Source organism: Mesorhizobium sp. USDA 4775 (genome assembly GCF_054062655.1).
In genome coordinates, this window is record NZ_JBSSFM010000001.1 from 77,623 (window position 1) to 99,246 (window position 21,624).

The 21,624-nt window shown below is 64.5% G+C and carries 24 protein-coding genes; 13 read left to right on the forward strand and 11 right to left on the reverse strand.

Annotation, left to right across the window (positions count from 1 at the left end):
• Window positions 1–66 precede the first annotated feature (66 nt).
• Window positions 67–744 (reverse strand): thiol:disulfide interchange protein TlpA, encoded by a 678-nt coding sequence (tlpA, locus tag ACVILI_RS00370; protein WP_038649936.1) that lies wholly within the window; start codon window positions 742–744, stop codon window positions 67–69.
• 37 nt (window positions 745–781) lie between these two features.
• Here tlpA and argH point away from each other — a divergent pair, with 37 nt between their 5' ends.
• From argH to lysA, 3 genes are all read left to right on the forward strand, one after another.
• On the forward strand, window positions 782–2,182 hold the full coding sequence (gene argH, locus ACVILI_RS00375) for an argininosuccinate lyase (RefSeq protein ID WP_038649937.1): 1,401 nt from the start codon (window positions 782–784) through the stop codon (window positions 2,180–2,182).
• A 93-nt stretch (window positions 2,183–2,275) separates the two neighbouring features.
• Window positions 2,276–2,482, forward strand: a complete 207-nt coding sequence (locus ACVILI_RS00380) for a hypothetical protein (protein ID WP_019861402.1) — start codon at window positions 2,276–2,278, stop codon at window positions 2,480–2,482.
• 67 nt (window positions 2,483–2,549) lie between these two features.
• The gene (lysA, locus tag ACVILI_RS00385; protein WP_019861403.1) at window positions 2,550–3,818 is read left to right on the forward strand and encodes a diaminopimelate decarboxylase; all 1,269 of its coding nucleotides are present in this window, start codon (window positions 2,550–2,552) and stop codon (window positions 3,816–3,818) included.
• Window positions 3,819–3,836: 18 nt separating this feature from the next.
• On the opposite strand, the gene ACVILI_RS00390 is transcribed toward lysA, so the two are convergent.
• A complete protein-coding gene (locus ACVILI_RS00390) occupies window positions 3,837–4,139 on the reverse strand; it encodes an ArsR/SmtB family transcription factor (protein ID WP_019861405.1) in 303 nt (100 codons plus the stop codon).
• A 50-nt stretch (window positions 4,140–4,189) separates the two neighbouring features.
• Between ACVILI_RS00390 and ACVILI_RS00395 the strand changes: the two genes are divergently transcribed.
• The 3 genes from ACVILI_RS00395 to ACVILI_RS00405 all read left to right on the forward strand — a co-directional run bounded on the left by ACVILI_RS00395 (window position 4,190) and on the right by ACVILI_RS00405 (window position 8,266).
• Entirely contained in the window at window positions 4,190–5,131 is a 942-nt protein-coding gene (locus ACVILI_RS00395; protein ID WP_038649938.1) for a threonine/serine dehydratase, read from the forward strand.
• 116 nt (window positions 5,132–5,247) lie between these two features.
• On the forward strand, window positions 5,248–7,854 hold the full coding sequence (locus ACVILI_RS00400) for a TIGR02302 family protein (RefSeq protein WP_038649939.1): 2,607 nt from the start codon (window positions 5,248–5,250) through the stop codon (window positions 7,852–7,854).
• Window positions 7,855–7,900: 46 nt separating this feature from the next.
• A complete protein-coding gene (locus ACVILI_RS00405; protein WP_038649940.1) occupies window positions 7,901–8,266 on the forward strand; it encodes a glyoxalase superfamily protein in 366 nt (121 codons plus the stop codon).
• A gap of 2 nt (window positions 8,267–8,268) precedes the next feature.
• Here ACVILI_RS00405 and ACVILI_RS00410 read toward each other — a convergent pair whose 3' ends face one another.
• Window positions 8,269–9,126, reverse strand: coding sequence for a LysR family transcriptional regulator (locus tag ACVILI_RS00410; RefSeq protein WP_038653420.1), 858 nt, complete (start codon window positions 9,124–9,126; stop codon window positions 8,269–8,271).
• Window positions 9,127–9,350: 224 nt separating this feature from the next.
• On the opposite strand from ACVILI_RS00410, the gene ACVILI_RS00415 reads away from it, so the two are divergent.
• On the forward strand, window positions 9,351–10,298 hold the full coding sequence (locus ACVILI_RS00415) for a DMT family transporter (RefSeq protein ID WP_038649941.1): 948 nt from the start codon (window positions 9,351–9,353) through the stop codon (window positions 10,296–10,298).
• Here ACVILI_RS00415 and ACVILI_RS00420 read toward each other — a convergent pair whose 3' ends face one another.
• The 3 genes from ACVILI_RS00420 to ACVILI_RS00430 form a co-directional block, all read right to left on the reverse strand.
• Window positions 10,299–10,670 carry a response regulator gene (locus ACVILI_RS00420; protein WP_019861411.1) on the reverse strand — a complete coding sequence of 124 codons (372 nt, stop codon included), beginning with the start codon at window positions 10,668–10,670 and terminating at the stop codon, window positions 10,299–10,301.
• 118 nt (window positions 10,671–10,788) lie between these two features.
• Window positions 10,789–11,331, reverse strand: coding sequence for a hypoxanthine phosphoribosyltransferase (gene hpt / locus ACVILI_RS00425; RefSeq protein WP_019861412.1), 543 nt, complete (start codon window positions 11,329–11,331; stop codon window positions 10,789–10,791).
• Window positions 11,332–11,515: 184 nt separating this feature from the next.
• Window positions 11,516–12,160 (reverse strand): hypothetical protein, encoded by a 645-nt coding sequence (locus tag ACVILI_RS00430; RefSeq protein WP_038649942.1) that lies wholly within the window; start codon window positions 12,158–12,160, stop codon window positions 11,516–11,518.
• 306 nt (window positions 12,161–12,466) lie between these two features.
• Here ACVILI_RS00430 and ftsE point away from each other — a divergent pair, with 306 nt between their 5' ends.
• The 3 genes from ftsE to ACVILI_RS00445 all read left to right on the forward strand — a co-directional run bounded on the left by ftsE (window position 12,467) and on the right by ACVILI_RS00445 (window position 14,947).
• Complete coding sequence (gene ftsE, locus ACVILI_RS00435) at window positions 12,467–13,126, forward strand: cell division ATP-binding protein FtsE (protein ID WP_010911739.1); 660 nt, start codon at window positions 12,467–12,469, stop codon at window positions 13,124–13,126.
• The gene (locus tag ACVILI_RS00440) at window positions 13,119–14,111 is read left to right on the forward strand and encodes a cell division protein FtsX (RefSeq protein ID WP_038649944.1); all 993 of its coding nucleotides are present in this window, start codon (window positions 13,119–13,121) and stop codon (window positions 14,109–14,111) included. Before ftsE ends, ACVILI_RS00440 begins: the two co-directional genes overlap by 8 nt.
• A 110-nt stretch (window positions 14,112–14,221) precedes the next feature.
• Window positions 14,222–14,947: a YdcF family protein gene (locus ACVILI_RS00445; RefSeq protein ID WP_038649945.1), complete on the forward strand. Its 726-nt coding sequence runs from the start codon at window positions 14,222–14,224 to the stop codon at window positions 14,945–14,947.
• A 15-nt stretch (window positions 14,948–14,962) separates the two neighbouring features.
• Here the strand turns inward: ACVILI_RS00445 and ACVILI_RS00450 are convergent, their stop codons facing one another.
• Together ACVILI_RS00450 and ACVILI_RS00455 are read right to left on the reverse strand one after the other, a co-directional pair.
• Window positions 14,963–15,598 (reverse strand): pyridoxamine 5'-phosphate oxidase family protein, encoded by a 636-nt coding sequence (locus ACVILI_RS00450; protein ID WP_038649946.1) that lies wholly within the window; start codon window positions 15,596–15,598, stop codon window positions 14,963–14,965.
• Window positions 15,599–15,636: 38 nt separating this feature from the next.
• Window positions 15,637–16,107, reverse strand: a complete 471-nt coding sequence (locus tag ACVILI_RS00455) for a nuclear transport factor 2 family protein (protein WP_038649947.1) — start codon at window positions 16,105–16,107, stop codon at window positions 15,637–15,639.
• A gap of 103 nt (window positions 16,108–16,210) precedes the next feature.
• On the opposite strand from ACVILI_RS00455, the gene ACVILI_RS00460 reads away from it, so the two are divergent.
• On the forward strand, window positions 16,211–17,113 hold the full coding sequence (locus ACVILI_RS00460; RefSeq protein ID WP_064981010.1) for a LysR family transcriptional regulator: 903 nt from the start codon (window positions 16,211–16,213) through the stop codon (window positions 17,111–17,113).
• A gap of 113 nt (window positions 17,114–17,226) precedes the next feature.
• Window positions 17,227–18,015, forward strand: a complete 789-nt coding sequence (locus ACVILI_RS00465) for a lysophospholipid acyltransferase family protein (RefSeq protein ID WP_019861421.1) — start codon at window positions 17,227–17,229, stop codon at window positions 18,013–18,015.
• An 18-nt stretch (window positions 18,016–18,033) separates the two neighbouring features.
• Here ACVILI_RS00465 and ACVILI_RS00470 read toward each other — a convergent pair whose 3' ends face one another.
• The 3 genes from ACVILI_RS00470 to ACVILI_RS00480 all read right to left on the reverse strand — a co-directional run bounded on the left by ACVILI_RS00470 (window position 18,034) and on the right by ACVILI_RS00480 (window position 20,469).
• Window positions 18,034–18,660, reverse strand: coding sequence for a LysE family translocator (locus ACVILI_RS00470; protein WP_038649948.1), 627 nt, complete (start codon window positions 18,658–18,660; stop codon window positions 18,034–18,036).
• 216 nt (window positions 18,661–18,876) lie between these two features.
• Window positions 18,877–19,824, reverse strand: coding sequence for an aldo/keto reductase (locus ACVILI_RS00475; protein WP_019861423.1), 948 nt, complete (start codon window positions 19,822–19,824; stop codon window positions 18,877–18,879).
• 123 nt (window positions 19,825–19,947) lie between these two features.
• Window positions 19,948–20,469 (reverse strand): gamma-glutamylcyclotransferase, encoded by a 522-nt coding sequence (locus ACVILI_RS00480; protein ID WP_084791690.1) that lies wholly within the window; start codon window positions 20,467–20,469, stop codon window positions 19,948–19,950.
• 152 nt (window positions 20,470–20,621) lie between these two features.
• On the opposite strand from ACVILI_RS00480, the gene ACVILI_RS00485 reads away from it, so the two are divergent.
• Window positions 20,622–21,620 (forward strand): DUF2125 domain-containing protein, encoded by a 999-nt coding sequence (locus ACVILI_RS00485; RefSeq protein WP_027047439.1) that lies wholly within the window; start codon window positions 20,622–20,624, stop codon window positions 21,618–21,620.
• The last annotated feature ends 4 nt before the right edge of the window (window positions 21,621–21,624 follow it).

A 21,624-nucleotide genomic window follows, 5' to 3' on the forward strand; every position in this document is an offset into this window, starting at 1 on the left:
GATGGCAGGCACTCGTCGTGACGGTTCGCACGGCGCGACGATAAAACCGACGACGGCCAGCCTGCCTCAGCTGCCCAGCGCCGTCTCGACCAGCCGCCTGGCGTCAGGCCCCGACCATTCGGCCGGGCCGTTCATATGCGCGATCAGGCAGCCTTCGCCGTCGATCAGCATGGTGACGGGAAGGCCGAGCGCCAGGCCGCGCGCCTTGAGGTCGTTGAACAGCGCCACCGTCGAATCCCTGTAGTAGCCGAGCGCCTCGACGCCTGTTTCCTTGAGAAACTTCTTCGGCTTCACATCGTCGCCGGCATCGACATTGACGGCGACCACCTGAAAGCTGTCGCTGCCCTTCTCCTTCTGCAGCGCATCGAGCGCCGGCATTTCGGCGCGGCACGGCGCGCACCATGTCGCCCAGAGGTTGAGCAGCACCGTCTTGCCGGCATGATCGGCGATGGTCATCGGCTTGCCGTCGGGGCCATTGAAGGCAAGGCTTTTCATCGACTGCGGCGGATCGGCGGGCAACAGGGCGGCAACCTCGCCGGTGGCGGCAGCGGCGATCTTCTTGGCGCGGCCGCTCTTGGCGGCGCAGGCGACGTCATCCTTGCCGCCGCCGACCGCTACCTGCGCCGGTGCATTGCCAGACCGGCTCTCGCTGACATATACCGCGACCGCGCCGGCCAGCGCTCCCGCCACCAAAGCGGCGAGGATCAGGCGCGGGGCCGGGAAAAATCTGTTTCCGTCTGCCATTTTCTCAAAACTGCTCCCAAGCACGGGTTTTATAGCGATGAGCGACAAGAAGACCAGCAACCAGATGTGGGGCGGACGATTTGCCTCGGGTCCGGCCGCGATCATGGAAGCGATCAACGCGTCGATCTCGTTCGACCGCAAACTCTATGCGCAGGACATACGCGGCTCGATCGCCCATAGCGAGATGCTGGCGCAAACGGGCATTATTTCGGCGGCCGATCAAGAAAAAATCGCTCACGGCCTGAACACGATCCTGAAAGAGATCGAGGCCGGCAGCTTCGAGTTTTCGACGAAGCTCGAAGACATCCACATGAATGTCGAGGCCCGCCTCGCCGACCTGATCGGCCCGGCCGCCGGCCGCCTGCACACCGCGCGCTCACGCAACGACCAGGTGGCGGTGGATCTGAGGCTCTGGGTCAAGGACGAGTGCTTCCGCGTCGCCGAGGCGCTGAAGGGCCTGATCACGGCGCTGCTGGCGCGGGCCGAGGAGCACGCGGCGACCGTGATGCCGGGCTTCACCCATATGCAGGCGGCGCAGCCGGTGACCTTCGGCCATCACTGCATGGCCTATGTCGAGATGTTTGCCCGCGACCTGTCGCGCGTGCGCAACGCGATCGAGCGCATGGACGAAAGCCCGCTCGGGGCCGCCGCCCTAGCCGGCACCAGCTTCCCCATCGACCGCCACCGGACCGCCAAGGCGCTCGGCTTCCGCGAACCGATGCGCAATTCGCTGGACAGTGTTTCCGATCGCGATTTCGCGCTGGACTTCCTCGCCATGGCGGCGATCTGCGCCACGCATCTGTCGCGGCTGGCCGAGGAGATCATCATCTGGTCGACGCCGCAATTCGGCTTCATCAGGCTGTCGGACTCGTTTTCCACCGGCTCCTCGATCATGCCGCAGAAGAAGAACCCCGACGCCGCCGAACTGGTGCGTGGCAAGACCGGCCGCGTCAACGGCCATCTGATCGGCCTGCTGACGGTGATGAAGGGCATGCCTTTGACCTATGGCAAGGACATGCAGGAAGACAAGGAATCGGTGTTCGACGCCGCCGAGACGCTCGACCTGATGCTGGCTGCGATGACCGGCATGGTCTCGGACATGACGGTCAACGCGGCCGCGATGAAGAAGGCCGCCGGCTCCGGCCACGCGACCGCGACCGACCTCGCCGACTGGCTGGTGCGCACGCTCGGCCTGCCGTTCCGTGAGGCGCATCACGTCACCGGCCGCGCGGTGGCGCTGGCCGAGGAGAAGAAGGTAAGCCTGGAGAGGCTTTCGCTGGAGGACCTGCAGTCGATCAACCCCGGCATCACATCGGATATCTTCTCGGTGCTGGCGGTGCAGAATTCGGTCAAGAGTCGCACCAGCTTCGGTGGCACCGCGCCGTCGGAAGTGAGGAAGCAGATCCGCTATTGGAAAAAGCGGCTGGCCAAAGCCTGAAGCTGGATATTGCGACGGCAATATCCGGGGTGCAATGCGCCGAGAACTCGGCTAAAAGCGGCGGCTGACAAAACGTTTCGGACGGATGGATCGATGACCGGAAGCAGGATTTTGGTGACGCTGACGCTGCTGGCTGCGATGGCCGCCGTGACCGCCTGCGGCCGCAAGGCCGGTCTCGACACGCCCTATGAGGCGGCCGTGCAAGCGCGCAAGGATGCCGAAAAGGCCAAGCAGCCGTTGCCGCCGGAGCCGGAAAAACCGGTCAAGGACAAGAAGTTCATCCTCGACCCGCTGATCTAGAACCGATCAGACCGGGTTTGGCCTCCAAACCCGATCTTATCGTGCTCCAACCTCCGGAATCACTCTCGTGAACCATTTCGACTACCGTGACGGCGTGCTGCATGCCGAGGACGTGGCTATCCCTGATATCGCCGCTCAGGTCGGCACACCTTTCTACTGCTATTCGACCGCCACGCTGACCAGGCACTACCGCGTCTTTGCCCAGGCTTTTGCCGGCCTCGACGCGCTGGTCTGCTACGCCATGAAGGCCAACTCCAACCAGGCCGTGCTGCGCACCCTGGCCAGGCTTGGCGCCGGCGCCGACGTTGTCTCGGAAGGCGAGTTGCGCCGGGCGCTGGCTGCCGGCATCCCGGCAAGCAAGATCCTGTTTTCCGGCGTCGGCAAGACCGCGCGCGAAATGGACCTTGCGCTCGAAGCCGGCATCCTTTGCTTCAACGTCGAATCCGAGCCTGAACTCGACCTGTTGTCGGCGCGCGCCACGGCACTCGGCAAGGTGGCGCCGGTCTCGCTGCGCATCAATCCCAATGTCGACGCCAAGACCCACAAGAAGATCTCCACCGGCAAGGCCGAGAACAAGTTCGGCATCGCCTGGCAGCGCGCGCGGCAGGTCTATGCCCGCGCGGCGACGCTTCCGGGTGTCAAGGTCACCGGCATCGACACCCATATCGGCAGTCAGATCACCGAGTTGCAGCCCTTCGACGACGCCTTCGCCCTGCTGGTCGATCTGGTCGGCGCGTTGCGCGCCGATGGCCACGCCATCGAGCATGTCGATCTCGGCGGCGGGCTGGGTATCCCCTACCGCGTCGACAACAACCCGCCGCCCCTGCCCGATGCCTATGCCCAGATCGTCAGGAAGCATGTCACCAAGCTCGGTTTGAAGGTGATGTTCGAGCCGGGACGGCTGATCGTCGGCAATGCCGGCATCCTCGTCTCGGAAGTGATCTTCGTGAAGGAAGGTGACGCCAAGAATTTCCTGATCGTCGACGCCGCTATGAACGATCTGATCCGGCCGACGCTCTACGACGCCTTCCACGACATCAGGCCGGTCGTGCAGCCGCCGGCCGACACGCCGCGCATGATGGTCGACGTGGTCGGCCAGGTCTGCGAGACCGGTGACTATCTCGGCCTCGACCGCGACTTGCCCAGGCTGAAGGCCGGCGATCTCATTGCCGTTTCCACCGCCGGTGCCTACGGCGCCGTGCAGGCAGGCACCTACAACACCCGCCTGCTGGTGCCGGAGGTGCTGGTCGACGGCGATCGTTTCCACATCGTGCGTCCACGCCTGACCTATGACGACTTGATCGGGTTGGATTCGGTGCCTGGCTGGCTGGCATAGAAGCCACAGCCGGCAGCGCTACAGCCGGTTCTGCAGGAGCGTCCTTGTCTCGGCGATCCTGTCTTCGTCACGGCGGTAAAACGTCCATTGCCTGATGCGCTTGGGCCGCAGCAGGCCGGCCTGGGTGAGCACGCGCATATGCTCGGAGAGCGTCGCCTGCGTGATGCCGAGCTTCTCGGCGATCAGCAGCGCGCAAACGCCGTCCTCGACCAGATCGCCGTCGGCCTGGGCCGGGAAATGTGAGCGCGGATCCTTTAGCCAGTCGAGGATCTGCAGCCTGCGTTCGTTGGCGATCGCCTTGAAGACATCAACCTCTTGCATTTAGCTATTTTGCCAAGTTACTAATTACTGTCAATCCCGAGGAGATCGTCATGGCGCAGGGCAACACCGTCACCCGCGAGCGCATTGCCGCGATGGAACCGCGCATCCGCCCCTATATCAGGCACACGCCGGTGCTGCGCGTCGACATGGCCGACTTCGACCGGCCGTCGCTGGCGGTCGACCTCAAGCTCGAATGCCTGCAGCATTCCGGTTCGTTCAAGGCGCGCGGCGCTTTCACCAATCTTTTGGAAAGGCCGGTTCCCAAGGCCGGTGTCGTCGCCGCATCGGGCGGCAACCATGGCGCCGCCGTCGCCTACGCCGCCATGCGTCTCGGCCACAAGGCGACCATCTTCGTTCCCGAAGTAAGCCCGCAGGCCAAGCTGGACCGCATTCGTTCCTATGGCGCCGACCTGGTGGTTGGTGGTGCCCGTTACGCCGAGGCGTTGGCCGCCAGCGAACGTTTCGCGCAGGAGACCGGCGCCTCGCAGATCCACGCCTTCAACCAGGAGGAAACGCTGGTAGGCCAGGGCACGCTTGGGCTTGAGATCGAGAACGACCTTCCCGAGATCGACACGCTGCTGGTCGCCGTCGGCGGTGGCGGCCTTATCGGCGGCATCGCCGCCTGGTATGCCGGCCGCATCCGCATCATCGCCATCGAGCCCGAGGGCGCGCCGACGCTTCATCGCGCCTTCGAGGCCGGCCATCCCGTCGACGCGCCGGCGGAAGGCATCGCCGCCGATTCGCTGGCGCCGAAACGCGTCGGCGAAATGATGTTCCCGATCGCCGAAGCCTTCGTCGAGCGCTCCATCCTGGTGAGTGATGACGACATCATCGCCGCGCAGAAGGCACTGTGGAACCGGGTGCGCATCATCTCCGAACCGGGTGGGGCTGCCGCCTTCGCCGCGATCCTGTCCGGCCGCTACACGCCGGCACCGGCCGAACGCGTCGCCGTGCTGGTCTGTGGCGCCAACGCAAACCCCGCCAATTTCTGATTGCAACCATTTCGGCGGGCTTCACGTTTTTTGAAAGCGCCTCGCCTTTGCCGTGTTTGCTGGTATTCTTCGAGTCGTGAGGATCGGGCTATCCTGCCTGATTCCAGGAAGGGCCGATGACGCAACGACCCACCTCTAGCGATCGCGGTCTCGCCGGGCGCCTTGCGCTCAGCCGGCTGGCGACGCGGGTCTCGATGATGGTCGAGCGCGGCTGGCCGCTGCTGCTGCCTTTGATCATTGTCGCCTGCCTGTTCCTGAGCATCTCCTGGTTCGGCGTTTTCTCCCGGCTGCCGGATGTCGCACGTATCGGCCTTGTCGCCGCATTCGGCCTGGCAGGGCTGGCGGCGCTCTATCCGCTGCGCTTTTTCCGCTTGCCTGGCGCCGCCGAGGTCGACCGCCGCATCGAGGCCGCCAACGAATTGCTGCACAGCCCCGTGCTGGTGCAGTCCGACCGGCCAAGCGGCCACGAAAGCAGCTTCTCGCAGGCGCTGTGGCGTGAACACCAGAAGCGCATGGCCGCCAGGCTCGACAGCCTTGGCGCCGATCTGCCGCGCACCCGGGTGCCGGAGCGCGATCCTTGGGGGCTGCGCGCCGTGGCGGCGCTGCTGCTCGTCACCGCCTTTGCCTTCTCCTTCGGGCCGACAGGCGGCAGGATAGAAGACGGCTTCAGCACCCACGGCGCGCACGATGCCGTGCCGCCACGCATCGATGCCTGGGTGACGCCGCCCGCCTATACCGGCAAGCCGCCGATTTTCCTGACCGCCGACGCCAACCAGGCAACGCCGACGTTTCATGTGCCTGAGGGCAGCGACGTCTCCTTGCGCGTCACCGGAGGCTCGGGCGAGGAAACGCTGGCCTATGCCGACAAGGATGGCAATGTGCGCACCATCGACCCTGCCGGACCACAGGCGGCCAGCGTCAAGCCAGCCGCGAGCCCGGCGGCGCCGCCCCCCGCATCCCCGTCCAAGGTGCGCCAGTTCACCGGCAAGCTGACCGGCGACGGCACGCTGACGCTGAAATCGGGCGAGGATCAGCTCGGCCGCTGGGCCTTCGCCGTGATCGCGGACAAACCGCCACAGATCCGCTTCGTCGGCGAGCCCAAGCGCGCCGCCAACGGCGCCTTCGAACTCAACTACCAGATCGACGACGATTATGGCGCCGCCACCGCCAAGGCGGTCTTCGCGCTGGCCGACCCGCAGGCGCCTGGCGCGCATCCGCTCTACGGCCCGCCCGAAATGCCGTTGGCGCTGCCGCGCCGCGGCGGCAAGTCCAATGCCGCCAAGACCACCAAGGACCTGACCGAGCATGTCTGGGCCGGCAGCAGCATCAAGCTGACGCTGGTCGCCACCGACGACGCCGGCCACACCGCGTCGAGCGAGACCAAGACGCTGGTGATGCCGGAGCGGCCTTTCGTCAACCCGCTGGCGCGGGCGGTGATCGAACAGCGCCGCCTGCTTGCGCTCGACGCCAATGCCAAGCCGCGCGTGCTCGACCTGATCGACGCCATCACGCTGCGGCCGGAAGACACGTTCGACAACATGTCCCACTACCTCGCCATCATGAGCGCGCGCAGCCGGCTGAAACTGGCCGGCAACGACGATCAGCTGCGCGGCGAGGTCGCCTATCTCTGGGAAATCGCGCTCGGCATCGAGGAGGGCAACCTCTCGGCGGCCGAGAAGCGGCTACGCCAGGCGCAGCAGGCGCTGCAGGACGCCATCAAGAACGGCGCCAGCGACCAGGAAATCGAGAAGGCGATGAAGGAACTGCGCGAGGCGATGAACCAGTTCCTGCAGGAATTCGCCGAACGCGCCAAGCAGAACCCGAATGCGCCGCAAATGCAGCAGAACGGCCAGGAACTGCGGCAGAGCGACATCGACCGGATGATGGACCAGATCGAGAACCTGGCGAAGTCGGGCGATCGCGACAAGGCGCAGCAATTGCTGTCGCAGTTGCAGGACATGATGAACAATCTCCAGGCCGGCCGTCAGCAACAGGGCGGCGAGCAGGACAGCCAGATGCGCCAGCAGATGGACAAGCTCGGTGAGATCCTGCGCCGCCAGCAGGAGATGATGAACGACACTTTCCGCATGGACCAGATGCAGCGCGGCGAGCGCCAGCGCGGACAGAACCGCGACGAGCAGCTCGGCCAGGGCGGTGGCGAGGACCAGGACAAGCCAGGCGTCGGCGAGGACCGCGATCCGCTCGCCAGGCAAAAGCCGATGACGCCGCAGGAATTCGCCGATGCGCTGAAGCAGCTGCAGGAAGGCCAGGGCCAGTTGAAGAACGACCTCGAGAAGCTGAAGAAGAGCCTCGAAGGCATGGGCATGGAGCCCAATGAAGGATTTGGCGAGGCCGGCAAGTCGATGGGCAGCGCCGAGCAGGCGCTTGGCGAGGGCCAGGGCGACGAGGCCGTCGGCCACCAGGGCCGGGCACTCGAGGCGCTGCGCAAGGGCGCCAAGGACATGATGAAGCAGATGCAGGCCATGCAGGGCGACCAGGGCGGCAGCCAGGAAGGCGGGCGTCAGCAGAATGCCGACCGCGACCCGCTCGGCCGGCCGCGCGCCAGCCAGGGTCCCGATTTCGGCGATTCGGTGAAAGTCCCCGACGAGATCGACGTCCAGCGCGCCCGCCAGATCCTGGAAGCGATCCGCAAACGGCTCGGCAACGCGCTCAGTCCCGATATCGAGCGCAGCTATCTCGAACGGCTGCTCGAGCTGAAATAGGGACCGCCCCCACACCCCGCCACGCCCCTCGAACGGTTGCAACACTATGCCGAAGCTCGGTACTGTCACGCCCATCCTGCGCATCTTCGATGTTGCCAAGGCGCATGAATTCTACATCGGGTTTCTCGGTTTCGAAGTGCAGTTCGAACACCGCTTCGAAGACACCGCGCCGCTCTACACAGGCGTTTCACGCGACGGCTGCGTCTTGCATCTGAGCGAACATCATGGCGACGGCACGCCGGGCTCTCACATCCGGATCGAGACGACCGACATTGCGGGGCTCCACCACGAATTGACCGAAAGAAAGTACCGCTTTGCCAGGCCGGGGTTGGAGGAGACGCCCTGGAAGACGAAAGAGGTCACGGTCGACGATCCGTTCGGCAACCGCCTGACCTTCTATGGGGATGTCTGACTCTAACGATTGACGAACGCCTCGCGGATCGCCTCCTGCATGCCGTCGATCGCCTCGCCAGACGCGTTCGGGTTGCGATGCATCACCACATTGGAGGAATCGATGTCGCCGAACCCGTCGGCCGACGTCAGTTCGCGGCAGCCGTCCGGGATGTTGCTGCGCGAGATCGGCGCGATTGCCAGCCCTGAGGTGACCGCGAGCTTCAGGCCGCCGGTCGTGTCGCTGGTATAGGCGACACGATAGGCAAGCCCGCGCTGCTCCAGCGACTTGATGGCGAAGTCCTTGCACCAGCTGACCCGGTTGTAGAGCGCGATCGGCACCGGCCGTTCCTCGTGCATGTGATGCAGGGTCGACGTCACCCAGACCGTCGGGTCGTGCATCAGCACTTCGCCGCCGGCCGGATCCTGCCATTCGAACACCACGCACAGATCGAGTTCGCCGGCGGCGAGCGCCGCCAGCTGCGCCTCCGAATGCGCGTAGCGCACGGTGACCTCGACCTTGGTGTGGCGTTTCGAGAATGCGCCAAGCGCGCGCGACAGGATGGCGTGGCCATATTCCTCCGGAATGCCGATGCGCACCGGTCCGCCGAGCGGCGCCGCCGCCATCGACGCCGCCGTTTCGTCGAGCAGCGAGACGATGCGGCGGGCATTGACGATCAGTTCGCCGCCGCGCCGCGTCAGCGCGACGCCGCGCGAGCCGCGCTCGAACAGGCTGTCGCCAACCAGTTCCTCGAGCTTCTTCATCTGCATCGACACGGCTGACTGGGTGCGGCCGGCCTGTTCGGCCGCCCGGGTGAAATTGCCGGCCTCGGCGATGGCGACGAAGGTGCGCAGGAGATCGCTGTCGAGGGTTGGACGCATGCTATCCATCATAAGCAGATTTGATTGCAGGCATCATTCCAATTCGTTTGCAACATGTCAAACGCCGGACGATAGTTGCCCTACCCATTGGATATGCGGCTGCGAAATCGGCTGCGGACCAATCTAAGAGTCCTCACTCGTACCCGCTGCCCGAAACGGTGGCGGGTTCTTTTTGATCTGGAGGCGGGCTGCTTCGGATCGTACGCGCAGGAGCCGGAGAGCAGATGCAGAATAGGATGGTGCGCGGCATCCTGAGCCTGTGCCTGGGCGTGCTGGTGTTCTCGCTGCAGGACCCGCTCGTCAAGGCCGTGTCGAGCGGCTATCCGGTGACCGAGGTGATGGCGATCCGGTCGATCGTCGCCCTGCCGATCCTGATCATTCTCGTCCATGCCGATGTCGGGCTACGGGCAATCCTGTCGAAGCGGTTCGGCTTGCTGACGATCCGCGCCTTCATCCAGTTCACCTCCTACACGGTCTATTATCTGGCCATCGCCGCGCTGCCGCTGGCCGACGCGGTGGCGCTTTATTTCATGGCGCCGCTGTTCATCGTGGCACTGGCCGGCCCCTATCTTGGCGAACGCGTCTCCTGGCGCACGCTGGCGACGGTGCTGATCGGGCTGCTTGGCGTCATCGTGATGGTGCGCCCCGGCGCCGGCCTGTTCGACTGGGCGGCGCTGCTGTCGCTGGGCTCGGCCGCGCTCTACGGCTTCTCGCAATTGATGGCGCGCAAGATCGGCGATACCGAATCGTCCACGGTGATGGCTTTCTATCAGAACGGCGCCTATCTCGTCGGCGCAGCCGTGGTTGCCGGCACATTCCATCTGGCCGGCATATCCCACGCCGTCCACCCCAGCGTCGAATTCCTGGTGCGGCCCTGGATATGGCCGACGCTGTCCGATTTTCTCAAGATGGCCGCCTGCGGTTTCGTCGCCTCCGCCGGTATGATCCTCCTGTCGCAGGGCTACAGGCTGGCGCCGGCCAATCGGGTAGCGACCTTCGAATACACCGGCATTCTGTGGTCGCCGCTCTGGGGTTTCCTGTTCTTCGCCGAGGTGCCGCGGTCGACGACCGTGATCGGCGCGGCGCTGATCATCGGCGCCGGCCTGCTCGCGCTCAACACTGGGCGGCTCAAGAGCGCAGCGCCCGTGCTTGCCGCCGCCGATCCGGTCTGATCAGGCGAAGCAAATCAGCGCGCGCTCGACGCGCGAGCGGATTTCAGCCAGCGTGAACGGCTTCTGCACGACATCGAGGATGATGCCGTTCAACTCCTCGGCGCGCTCGCGCTGGTCGGCATAGCCGGTCATCAGCATGATCTTCATCGCCGGAAAAAGGACGGCCGCCGCGATCGCCATCTCGATGCCGTCCATCTCGGGCATGCGGATGTCGGAGACCACGAGATCGTAACCACCATGCGCGGCGCGTATCAGCGCCAGGCCTTGGGCGCCGTCGGCGGCGATATCGATTGCGTGGCCTGCGCGTTCTAGCGCGCGGGCAGCGAGGGTGCGGACGGACTCATCGTCCTCGACGATCAAAAGCTTTGCCATGGCCGGCAATTTGGCCGCGAAAAGTTGACTTTTCCTGAAAGGACCCAACCCCTGACAGGGCTATTTTTTCCGGCGCCGTTAAGGCCTTTTTCAGAACTTGTCAGCGCAAGCAGTGGCCTCACGCATCACCTTTCACGATGCCCACGAACGGCAATTCACGGAAGGCGTGCGCGACATCCATGCCGTAGCCAACGACGAAATAATCGGGGCAGTCGAAGCCGACATAGTCGGCGACGAGCGCGGTCTGGCGGCGCATGCGCTTGTCGAGCAGCACGGCGATGGAACAGCTTTTCGCGCCGCGCGACAGCATCAGGTCGCGGGTGAAGGTCAGTGTCTTGCCCGATTCCAGAATGTCGTCGATCAGCAGCACGTCGCGGCCGGCGACCTCATTGTCGATGTCGCGCAGCACCCTCACCTCGCCGCTGGTGGTGCCGGCGCCATAGCTGGAAATGAAGATGAACTCGACCTCCGGCGACAGGCCGACATCGTGCATGGCGCGGATCAGGTCGGCGGCGAAGATGAACGAGCCTTTCAGCACCGAAATCACCAGCAGATCGTGATAGTCGTGCTCGGCGATCTCCTTGGCGAGCTCGAGATTGCGCCGCGCGATCGCCGATGCCGAAAACAGGACTTCGATGTCCTTGTCGCGTACGATTGGCATTTTTCGCCCCCTCAAGTTTTTTACCCAAACGCCTCCACACCGAGCGTGTGTTGAGATTCAGGTCAGGCCGAGCCGAAAACGGTGGTTTTCCGAGAACCGGAGCGGAGCGTACTTAAGTACGTGAGCACCGGAAGCGCAGGGAACCGCCGTTTGCTGGCCGGCCTCACCTGAATATCGACACACGCTATTCGGCGAAAGTAACCAAAACGGTCCTCACGCCGTTCTTAGGCACGTCGAGCCGGCTGGCAAAGCCGAATCTTTCGCCCGATGCCAGCGAATGGCCGGATGTCCCCAACGTATAGCGGGTTGTACGTCCGTCATTGCCGGTCACGCGGATTTCGAGCGGCGGCATTGTCGCCGGCCCCGCCCCGTCATTGGCGGCCTCGCCATCGACGAACAGCACCGGATTGGCTCCCGAGGCGTCGACGTGCGAGGTGACGCCTGAAATGGTCAGCGCCGAGGCTTGCGCGCCGGTCAGGAGCGGCGCCTGGCGCACCAGCGCATGCCCGCCGGAGACCCAGAAGGCGGCCAAGGCGGCGCCGATGCCGGCGATCCAGAAGATCGGCCCGCCGCGCGCGGCCGGCGGCCGTTCCGCCGGCGCTTCCGGCTTGCGCAGCATGTCCATGCCCTCGATGGACGGCGTGACAATCAGGCGCGGCGGCGGTGAAACGCTTTCCACGGTAGGGACAAGGCGCGGCATCACTTCATAGTCGGCATCGACGATATAAGCCGCCGGGCCGCGCACGATCCGCTCCGCCGCGACAATTGCCGGGGGATCGGTCATGATTTCGCCGGAAACCGGGCGCGCGGTTCGTTCGTCAGCCATCATGGCCCCGTTATTGCGCGTGTTCGCTTTTCGTTTCTTTTGCGTAAACAAAAATGGTTAACGCTTCCCCACCGGAGCCCTCGTGACGCGCCGAAACAAGCCAGAAATTAACCGCCGGTTAACCATGCCGGCCGATGCTCTTTTCGCAGAACAGGCAGGCTTGGCGCTGCCCGACGCGGATTCGGATTTCAGGTCGAATCGACCCGAAATCCGAATCCGTGTCCAAACTAAAGAGATAGAGCATGATGTCGTCCGAAAACCGCTTCACACTTTTCGGCATCATGCTCTAGAAATTTCAGGTCGTCGAAATTGATTCGCTTCGAAAATGTCGGCCTCCGCTATGGCATGGGTCCGGAAATCCTCCGCGACATCTCCCTGCACATCCCGGAGCGCTCCTTCCAGTTCCTGAGCGGACCCTCGGGCGCCGGCAAGACGACGTTGCTGCGGCTTCTGTTCATGTCGCTGAAGCCGACGCGTGGGCTGATCACCATTTTCGGCAAGGACCGTTCGCGCATTTCGCGTACCGAACTGCCGCATTTGCGGCGCCGCATCGGCGTGGTGTTCCAGGATTTTCGCCTGCTCGACCACATGACCACCTATGAGAATGTCGCGCTGCCGCTGCGCGTTCGCGGGCGCGAGGAAGCGAGCTACCGCACCGATGTCACCGAACTGCTGAAATGGGTGGGGCTGGGCGAGCGCATGCATGTGCTTCCGCCGGTCCTGTCGGGCGGCGAGAAGCAGCGCGCCGCCATCGCGCGCGCCCTGATCGAGCAGCCCGAGATCTTGCTCGCCGACGAGCCGACCGGCAATGTCGATCCGCCGCTCGCGCGACGGCTGCTGCGGCTCTTCATCGAGCTCAATCGTCTCGGCACCGCTGTGGTGATCGCCACCCACGACCTTGGCCTGATGGAACAGGTCGACGCGCGCCGCATGATCCTGGCCGGCGGAAGGCTGGACATCTATGACTGATCTGTCCGCCGAACACCTCCAAGAGCATGAGCAGGACGCCGAGGCGGCCGAAGCAAGACCGCGCGCCCAGCGCCGTATGGCGCCGATCGTTCCGGCGCAGAACATCGCCGGTCGGGCGCTCGTCCTGGTCATCGCCATCATGACCTTCCTGTCGTGCCTGACCTTCGGCGCGGTGACGCTGGTGCGCGACACCGCCTCGGTCTGGGAGAACCAGATCTCGCGCGAGGCGACGATCCAGATCAAACCGGCCGACGGCCTCGATATGGAGGCCGCCCTTGCCCAAGCCTCAAAAATCGCCGGCGAATTCCCCGGCGTGAAGTCGACAAAGATCATCGACCGCGATGCGACCGCGAGGCTGCTGGAGCCATGGCTGGGTTCAGGCCTCAACATCGACGAGTTGCCGGTGCCACGCCTGATCATCGTCACCATCGATGAGAACAGCCCGCCCGACTTCGCCGCCATGCGCGCCGCCATCACGCCGAAACTGCCGAGCGCGTCGCTCGACGATCACCGCACCTGGGTCGACCGGCTGGTGGCGATGGCCCGCACCACGGTGACCATCGGCATTGCCGTGCTGGCGCTGATGCTGTCGGCGACAGTGCTGACCGTGGTGTTCGCGACCCGTGGCGCCATGGCCGGCAACGGCCATATCATCGAAGTGCTGCATTTCGTCGGCGCCGAGGCGGCCTTCATCGCGCGCGAATTCCGCCGGCATTTCCTGGTCACCGGCATGAAGGGCGCGGCCGCCGGCGGGGCGGCGGCGGTGCTGGTCTTCATCGTCTTTTCCTGGTGGTCGTCGCGCAACATGGCGACGCCGCAAGCCGATCAGGCGACTGCCCTGTTCGGCAATTTCGCCATCGGCTCTGCGGGCTATCTCGGCGTCGTCCTGATGGTGCTGGTGATCGGCGCGCTGACGGCGGCAACCTCGCACGCCACCGTCGTCGCCTATCTCAGCGACATCGATGTTCGACAACCCGACGCTTGAAAGGGAACCTGCGCTGATGGGGATGGAGGCTGGCTGATCACGGATGGAGAAACGGCGTAACGCAAAGTGCGTCTTTTACCTACCCAAGGCCGCATTTCAGGATTAACCATATGGTCATGGACGTGCGGGATTCGACCGGGACGGCTGGACAGATGCCAGTGGTGGTTGCTCGTTTGCACGACCGCGGCGGGTTTAGCCGTTTAAGAACCGCACTGCGGATATCCGCGCTCTCCCTCCTCGTCCTTGCTGTCTTGTTTGCCGGCGGCTTCGGCTGGTTCGCCAACAAGGTCGCGCATCTGACCACGCCCGCCAATCCGGAGAAGGCCGATGCCATCATCGTGCTCACCGGCGGCCAGTCCCGCCTCGACGCGGCGATGGATCTGCTGGCGTCCGGCAAGGGCGAGCGGCTGTTGATCAGCGGCGTGCATCCTTCGGCCAGCCGGCGCCAGCTCCAGGCAGCCACCGGCGGCGATAAGAACCTGTTTTCCTGCTGCGTCGACATCGACCGCGCCGCGCTCGACACGATCGGCAATGCCGAGGAAAGCGCCAAATGGGTCGAGAGCCATGCCTATGGCACGGTGATCCTGGTCACCAACAATTACCACATGCCGCGCAGCTTGCTGGAAATGGGCCGCCTGCTGCATGGCGCCAAGCTGGAACCCTATCCAGTGGTCAATTCCAATCTCGACAATGGCGGCTGGCTGACCAAGCCGCGGGCGTTGCGCGTGCTGTTCACTGAATACACCAAATATCTGCTGGCGCTGGCGCGAGGCATCGTGCCGGTGAAACCGACCGCGGACGGCATTGCGCTGGCTGAGACCGCCGCCGGCGGCTGAGCCCCCGGCGCTCCATCATCGTTCCTTGTCTGTCCCCTTTGACGCGGCCTTCAGGCGGCTGACCTCCTGCTCGAGCTGTTGAATGCGCCTGTCCCGCTCGCCAAGCGCGCCCGCCACATCAGCCGCCTCGAAGCGTTGCGGGATGTGCTGCGGGCAATTCGCATCCCAGGCCGAGACGGTGAACAGGATGACCTGTTCGGGCCGCGCCTTGTAGTCCTGCGGCATCAGCCTCGCCATCAGCTCGGCATCGTTCTCGACGACGCGCGCCGTGCCCCAGATCTTGATGCGCTGGCGCAGCATGTAATCGATCAGAAACAGGAAGGCGCGTGGATTGTCCGCCAGATTGCCCTGCGTGATGAACTGCCTGTTGCCGGAAAAATCCGCGAAGCCGATCGTCTTTTCGTCCAGCACCTTGAGAAAGCCGGCCGGGCCGCCGCGATGCTGGATATAGGGCTGGCCGTCGCCATTGGCGGTCGACAGGAAGACGCTGGTCTGCATCTCGATGAAGGCGGCAAGGTCCGGCGTGATGACGGCCTGCCAGCCACCACGCTCCTCGACGCGGGCGTAGGACTGGCGCGAACCCTTGCGCGCCTGGATCGCCTTGACGGTCGGCGTGAAGGCGACATCGCTGGTGAAAGCATGCGCGTCCATCGAAACCTCCTTGCCCGGAACCGGGTGCAGCCGACGCTCTAAAGCCCGAGCGCCGACAATGTCGGATGGTCGTCCGGGCGGCGCCCCAACGGCCAATGGTACTTGCGGTCGGCCTCGCTGATCGGCAGGTCGTTGATGCTGGCGATGCGCAGGCGCATCAGCCCGTGCTCGTCAAATTCCCAGTTCTCATTGCCATAGCTGCGGAACCAGGAGCCGCTGTCGTCGTGCCATTCATAGGCGAAGCGCACGGCGATGCGGTTGCCGTGGAAGGCCCAGACCTCCTTGATCAGCCGGTAGTCGAGCTCGCGGCTCCATTTGCGCGTCAGGAAGGCCTGGATGGCTTCGCGGCCCTGTAGGAATTCGGCACGGTTGCGCCAGCGGCTGTCGGTCGTATAGGCGAGCGCGACCCGTGCCGGATCGCGCGAATTCCACGCATCCTCGGCCATACGGGCCTTTTGCGCCGCGGTCTCGACGGTGAAGGGCGGAAGGGGTGGGCGACTTTCAGACATGAGAACTCCATTGCGCGGCTGCGAACCCGATATATAACCCCTTCCATTCCTGAAATGCAGATGGCATATCTGCAATCATTCCTTCCATTTTCTGGAAGAAGTGATGGATCGTCTCGAAGCCATGTCGCTCTTTGTCGCGGCGGTGGAGGCCGGCAGCCTTTCCGCCGCGGCCCGCCGTTTCGGCATTCCGCTGGCGACCGTCAGCCGCAAGGTTTCCGATCTCGAACGCCATCTCAACACCCGCCTGCTGAACCGTTCGACGCGCCGGCTGACGCCGACCGATGCCGGCGAGGCCTATCTTGCGGCCTGCCGCCGCATCCTCGATGACGTTGGCGAGGCTGAACGCGCCGCGGCCGGCGAGTACAGCGCACCGACCGGCGAGCTGGCCATCACCGCGCCAGTCGTGTTTGGCCGTCTCCATGTGTTGCCGGTGGTCACCGGCTTTCTCTCGGCCTATCCCGACGTGGATATCCGCCTGACCCTGGCGGACCGCATAACCCAGCTGGTCGAGGACCATTTCGACCTCGCGCTGCGCATCGGCCAGTTGCCGGATTCGAGCCTGGTCGCCATTGGCGTCGGCTCGATTCGCCGCGTTGTCTGCGCCAGCCCGGCCTATTTGGCTGAACACGGCACACCCACGATCCCGGAAGGTCTCGGCACCCACGATTGCATCACCTTCGAGGGACTTTCCTCCGCCGCCCCGTGGAGCTTCGCCAAAGGCAAGACGGACGTCACGGTCCAGGTCCGCTCGCGCCTGCAGGTCAACACCGCCGAGGCGGCGGTCGATGCCGCGATTGCCGGCGTCGGGCTGACGAAAGTGCTTTCCTATCAGGTCGATGCCGCCGTGCGGTCCGGCATGCTGCGCATCGTGCTGCAAGAGTTCGAGCCGGAACCGTGGCCGGTGAGCTTGGTGCATGCGGGCCACGGCCTGCTGCCGGTCAAGCTGCGCGCCTTCCTTGACTTTGCCGCACCGCGTCTGAAGGAGCGGCTGGCGCGATTGGGCTAGCATGCCTGCGCTGGCGTGAGCCATGCTTCACATCAGTCGGGACACGCCTGCGCCATTTCCTTTTTCCCCGCGCTTGGTGTAACCAACGCACACTTCCTCACCGGACCTCCCCCATGCTCTATGTCAGATCGCTGGCGTTCAATTTCGTCTTCTACGTCAATCTGATCGTCCAGATGATCCTCTGGACCCCCTATTATTTCCTGTCGCCCCGCCACCGCGCCTGGTTCGTGCCGAAATTCTGGTCGCGCAGCTGCATGTGGCTCTACGACAAGATCGCCGGAACCAAGAACGACATCACCGGACAGGAAAACCTGCCCGAAGGCTCCTTCATCCTGGCGCCCAAGCACCAGTCGTTCTGGGACGCGATCGCCTTCTTCCCCTTCCTCCAGGACCCGCTCTACATCCTCAAGCGCGAGCTGACCTGGATCCCGTTTTTCGGCTGGTACATCATGAAGATGCGCATGATCCCGGTCGATCGCGGCAGCCGCTCCAAGGCCTTGAAGGCGGTGGTCGCGGCAACCAAGGAAGAGATGGCGCGCAACCCGCGCCAGCTGATCATCTATCCCGAGGGCACGCGCCGGGCGCCGGGCGACGAGCCGGCCTACAAATACGGCATCGTCGAAATCTACACGCAGCTTGGTGTTCCGGTGGTGCCGGTCGCCCATGTCGCCGGCCTCTATTGGCCGCGACGCAAATTCCTGCGCTATCCCGGCACCATCAAGGCGCGTTTCCTGCCGCCGATCCCACCGGGCCTCGGCAAGGACGAGTTCATGGCGCGCCTGATCGGCGAGACGGAAGCGGCTTGTGACCAGATGCTCGTCGAAGCGTCCCGCGCGGCCAACCCGCCCGCCTTCCCGCCGACGGCGTTGAAGCGGCTGCGGGAGCTCGGCGCGAAGGTCTGAAGACCTCCAGCCAGGCAATCAGCCGTAGACAGCCAGCACGGTGGTCAGCACCAGCGTCGCGGCAAAGATCAGGTTGATGATCCGCGAAGCGACAGGCCTCCGCAGGAAGCGCGCGAACGCCGCGCCGGCAAGCAGCCACACGGCGTGGATGACAACGATCATCCCGGCCAGAACCGTCAGCTTCAGCCATAGGCCGAGTTCCGCACCGCCTTGGTTCGACGAGGTGCCGGCGAATACGGCGGCGATCGCCACATAGGCTTTCGGGTTGGCGACCGCCAGCAGAAACCCGGCCAGCCAGGTCGGGCGCGCAGCCTCGGCCGTGCGTGCTGCCAGCGGCGGCGCCGTGGCGATCCTGAAGGCGAGATAGAGGATGTAGGCCGCCGACGCGACAACCAGCACCGGTGCCAGCTTCGGCATCGACCCAAGCACCGCCAGGATCCCGGTCGCCACCACCAGCAGCACGGCGACCGTGCCGAGAACGATCCCCCAGGTGTAGCGCACAGAATCGCGCAGGCCGAAGGCGGCGCCGACAGCGGTGACGCTTATCGTTGCCGGCCCTGGGCTGCCCATGACCACCGTGGCGGCCAGCACCAGGGCGAGCAGAGGTCGCCAAAGCTGCGGCTGCAAAAGAAGCGGCTCGGTCATTGCACCCTCTGTCTTGCCAATAGCGGAGGACACTATGGCAAGGCAGGAGGGTGGTCTTGGACGTTCGTGCGGATGGAACAATTCCAGGAAAAGCGTGAAGCGGTTTTCCCGGGAAAAGCGCGTAGCGTTTTCCCTTGGGATTTGGGGCAAGAGGAAGAGATAGAGCGGTTCGCCGTTTCCATGAAACGGCGAGCTGCTCTAATCGCGGCCGAAGCCTCAGTCGCTCGCTTTGTCGAGCTCGGCCATGTCGTCGGCGGTCAATTTCAACGACGCCGCCTTGATCAGGCTGTCCATCTGGCTGGCCTTAGTGGCGCTGGCGATCGGTGCGGTGACGCCTGGCCGCGCGATCGCCCAAGCAAGAGCGACTTCCGCCTGTTTCGCCGAATGCTTGGCGGATATGGCATCGAGAGCGGCCAGAATGCGCATGCCGCGCGCGTTGAGATAGCTGCTGACGCCCTCGCCGCGTTCGCTTTGGCCAAGATCGGCCTCGCTGCGGTATTTGCCGCTCAGGAAGCCCTTGGCCAGGCTGAAATAGGTGATCACGCCGATATCCTCGGCCACGCACAGATCGCGCAACGGCCCATCGAATGAGGAGCGGTCGTAGAGATTGTATTCCGGCTGCAGCACCTCGTAGCGCGGCAGGCTTCGCAGGCTCGCCACGTCGAGCGCGGCGCGCAACTGGCCGGCGTCGAGGTTCGAGCAGCCGATGTGCCGGACCTTGCCCTTGGCAAGCAGCTTCTCATAGGCGCCAAGCGTTTCCTCATAGGGCGTGGCCGGGTCCGGCCAGTGCGACAGATAGAGGTCGATGACATCGGTCCGCAGCCGCTTCAGCGAGGCCTCGACGGCCTTTTCGATATAGGCGGCGGACAGGTCCTTGTGCCCCTGCCCCATATCCGAGCCGACCTTGGTGATCACCACGACCTTGTCCCGGTTGCCACGGTCCTTCATCCAGTTGCCGATGATGGTTTCCGATTCGCCGCCCTTGTTACCGGGCACCCAGCGCGAATAGGCATCGGCCGTATCGATGGCGTTCAGTCCGCCCGCCACAAAGCGGTCGAGCAGGTCGAACGAGGTTTTCTCGTCGGCGGTCCAGCCGAAGACATTGCCGCCCAGAACCAGCGGCGCGATGGAAAGGTCGGTGCGACCGAGACGGCGTTTCTGCAAGATGGTTCTCCGTGATGATTGGGATGGGGCGCATGCAGCCCGCTGGCTGGGTTCGGAGCCTAAGCTAGGTCGTGCCGCTTCGAGGTCAAAGGCCTGATCCCCTCTTTCCGCAGAGCCAGCCATTCACGATGGCGCTATCCCCCGTGCCACATCCTCCAGCCAGTGGTCGCGGATGCCCAATGCTTCCAGATGCTTCAACGTGCTGAGCACATAATCCTCGTTGTTGCCGGATTGGCCGACAGCGCCGCGCACCACCGCGGCCGCATGCGCGGCATCCAGCGCGCCGGCATATTGCTCATGCTTGCGGTCGACGATGTAGGCGACCGCTTCGACCGTGCCGTCACCCTCGAGACGGACCTTGAGCGTGCGTTCGAGATAGACTGATGTGACGAGTTCGCGCTCGCGCAGATAGGCGATGACCTCGTCGCGCAACTCGCCGGGCACGCGGAAAGCCAGGCCGACGCAGGAGCCGCCATGGTCGAGGCCAAGCACCAGCCCGGGCCGCTGGCGCGTGCCGCGATGCACGAAGGAATAGACACAGAGCGAGCGGCGGTAGCCGTGCAGATGGGCGCGCCGTGTCTCGACATGTGCGAAACCCGGCCGCCAGATCAGCGAACCGTAGCCAAACACCCAAAAATCGCCCATATCGCCGTGCCTGATTGCAAAAAGAATGGCCACACCGCACCGGAAACCGGTGTTTTTTCCGCCCGTCCCCGGCTACCTATCCGTCAATGTCTACCTGGTTGTTGGAATCGAAGGTTCGTCCACCAACACCGTGGGTTAATGAGAGCCAAAGCATGACGTCAAGTGACGAACGCCAACCAAAGTCCCGCCGCGGCCTGTTCTGGCTTGTGGCGTTCATCGTTGTGTTGTTCGCCATCTACAGCGGCGGCTGGTTCTATCTGGCCAACAGGGTCAGGGTCGAGGCCGACAAGGCGGTCGCCACGCTCAACAAGAGCGGCATCAATGCCGGCTGCGCCAATCTCCAGGTCAGCGGCTATCCCCTGAGCTTTACCGTCTCCTGCGACAATCTGGCGTATGAGGACGATGCCAAGAACATCGCAGCCTCGGCCGGCTCCTTCAATGCCGTCGCCCAGATCATCCAGCCCTTGTCGCCGGTCGCCGATCTGCGCGGTCCGCTCAGGACCTCCGTCCCCGGCATGGTGCCGCTGTGGATCGACTGGGACAATCTGCAGGCCAAGGTCAAGCTTTCATGGCCGCTGCCGCAGCGCGTTGCGCTGCAGGCGGAAGGCCTGTCGGGCCAGACGGACCCGGCCGACGACACCGACCCGGTGGAACTGTTCAGCGCCGGCAGGGCGGCCGGCCAGCTGCAGCCGAACGGTCAGGACGTCGATTATGCCGGCAGCTTCACCGATCTGGAGATCGACCCGGATGCGATCGGCGGCCGCGTGCTGCCGGCGCTCGATGCCAGCGGCGACGCCACGCTGAAGAATGGTGTCGCGCTGATCGGAACGCAGGTGACGAGCCTTCGCGGCCAAAGGGTAGAGATCCGCAACCTCGATTTGTCGTCGGGCACGGCGCGGGTCACCGTTTCCGGGCCGCTGTCGGTCGACGCCGAAGGCCTGGTCGACGCCGATCTGATGATCAGGATCAAGGATCCGAAGGCCGTGGCGGCCATCCTTGCCGGCGCCATACCCGAGCAGAAGAATGCGATCGAACAGGGATTTGCCGCGCTCGCCATGCTCGGCAGCGAACCGTCGATGCCGCTGAAAGTGGTCAAGGGCAAAGCCTCGCTCGGCTTCATCCCGCTCGGCAAGATCAAGCCGGTGCAATAGCGCG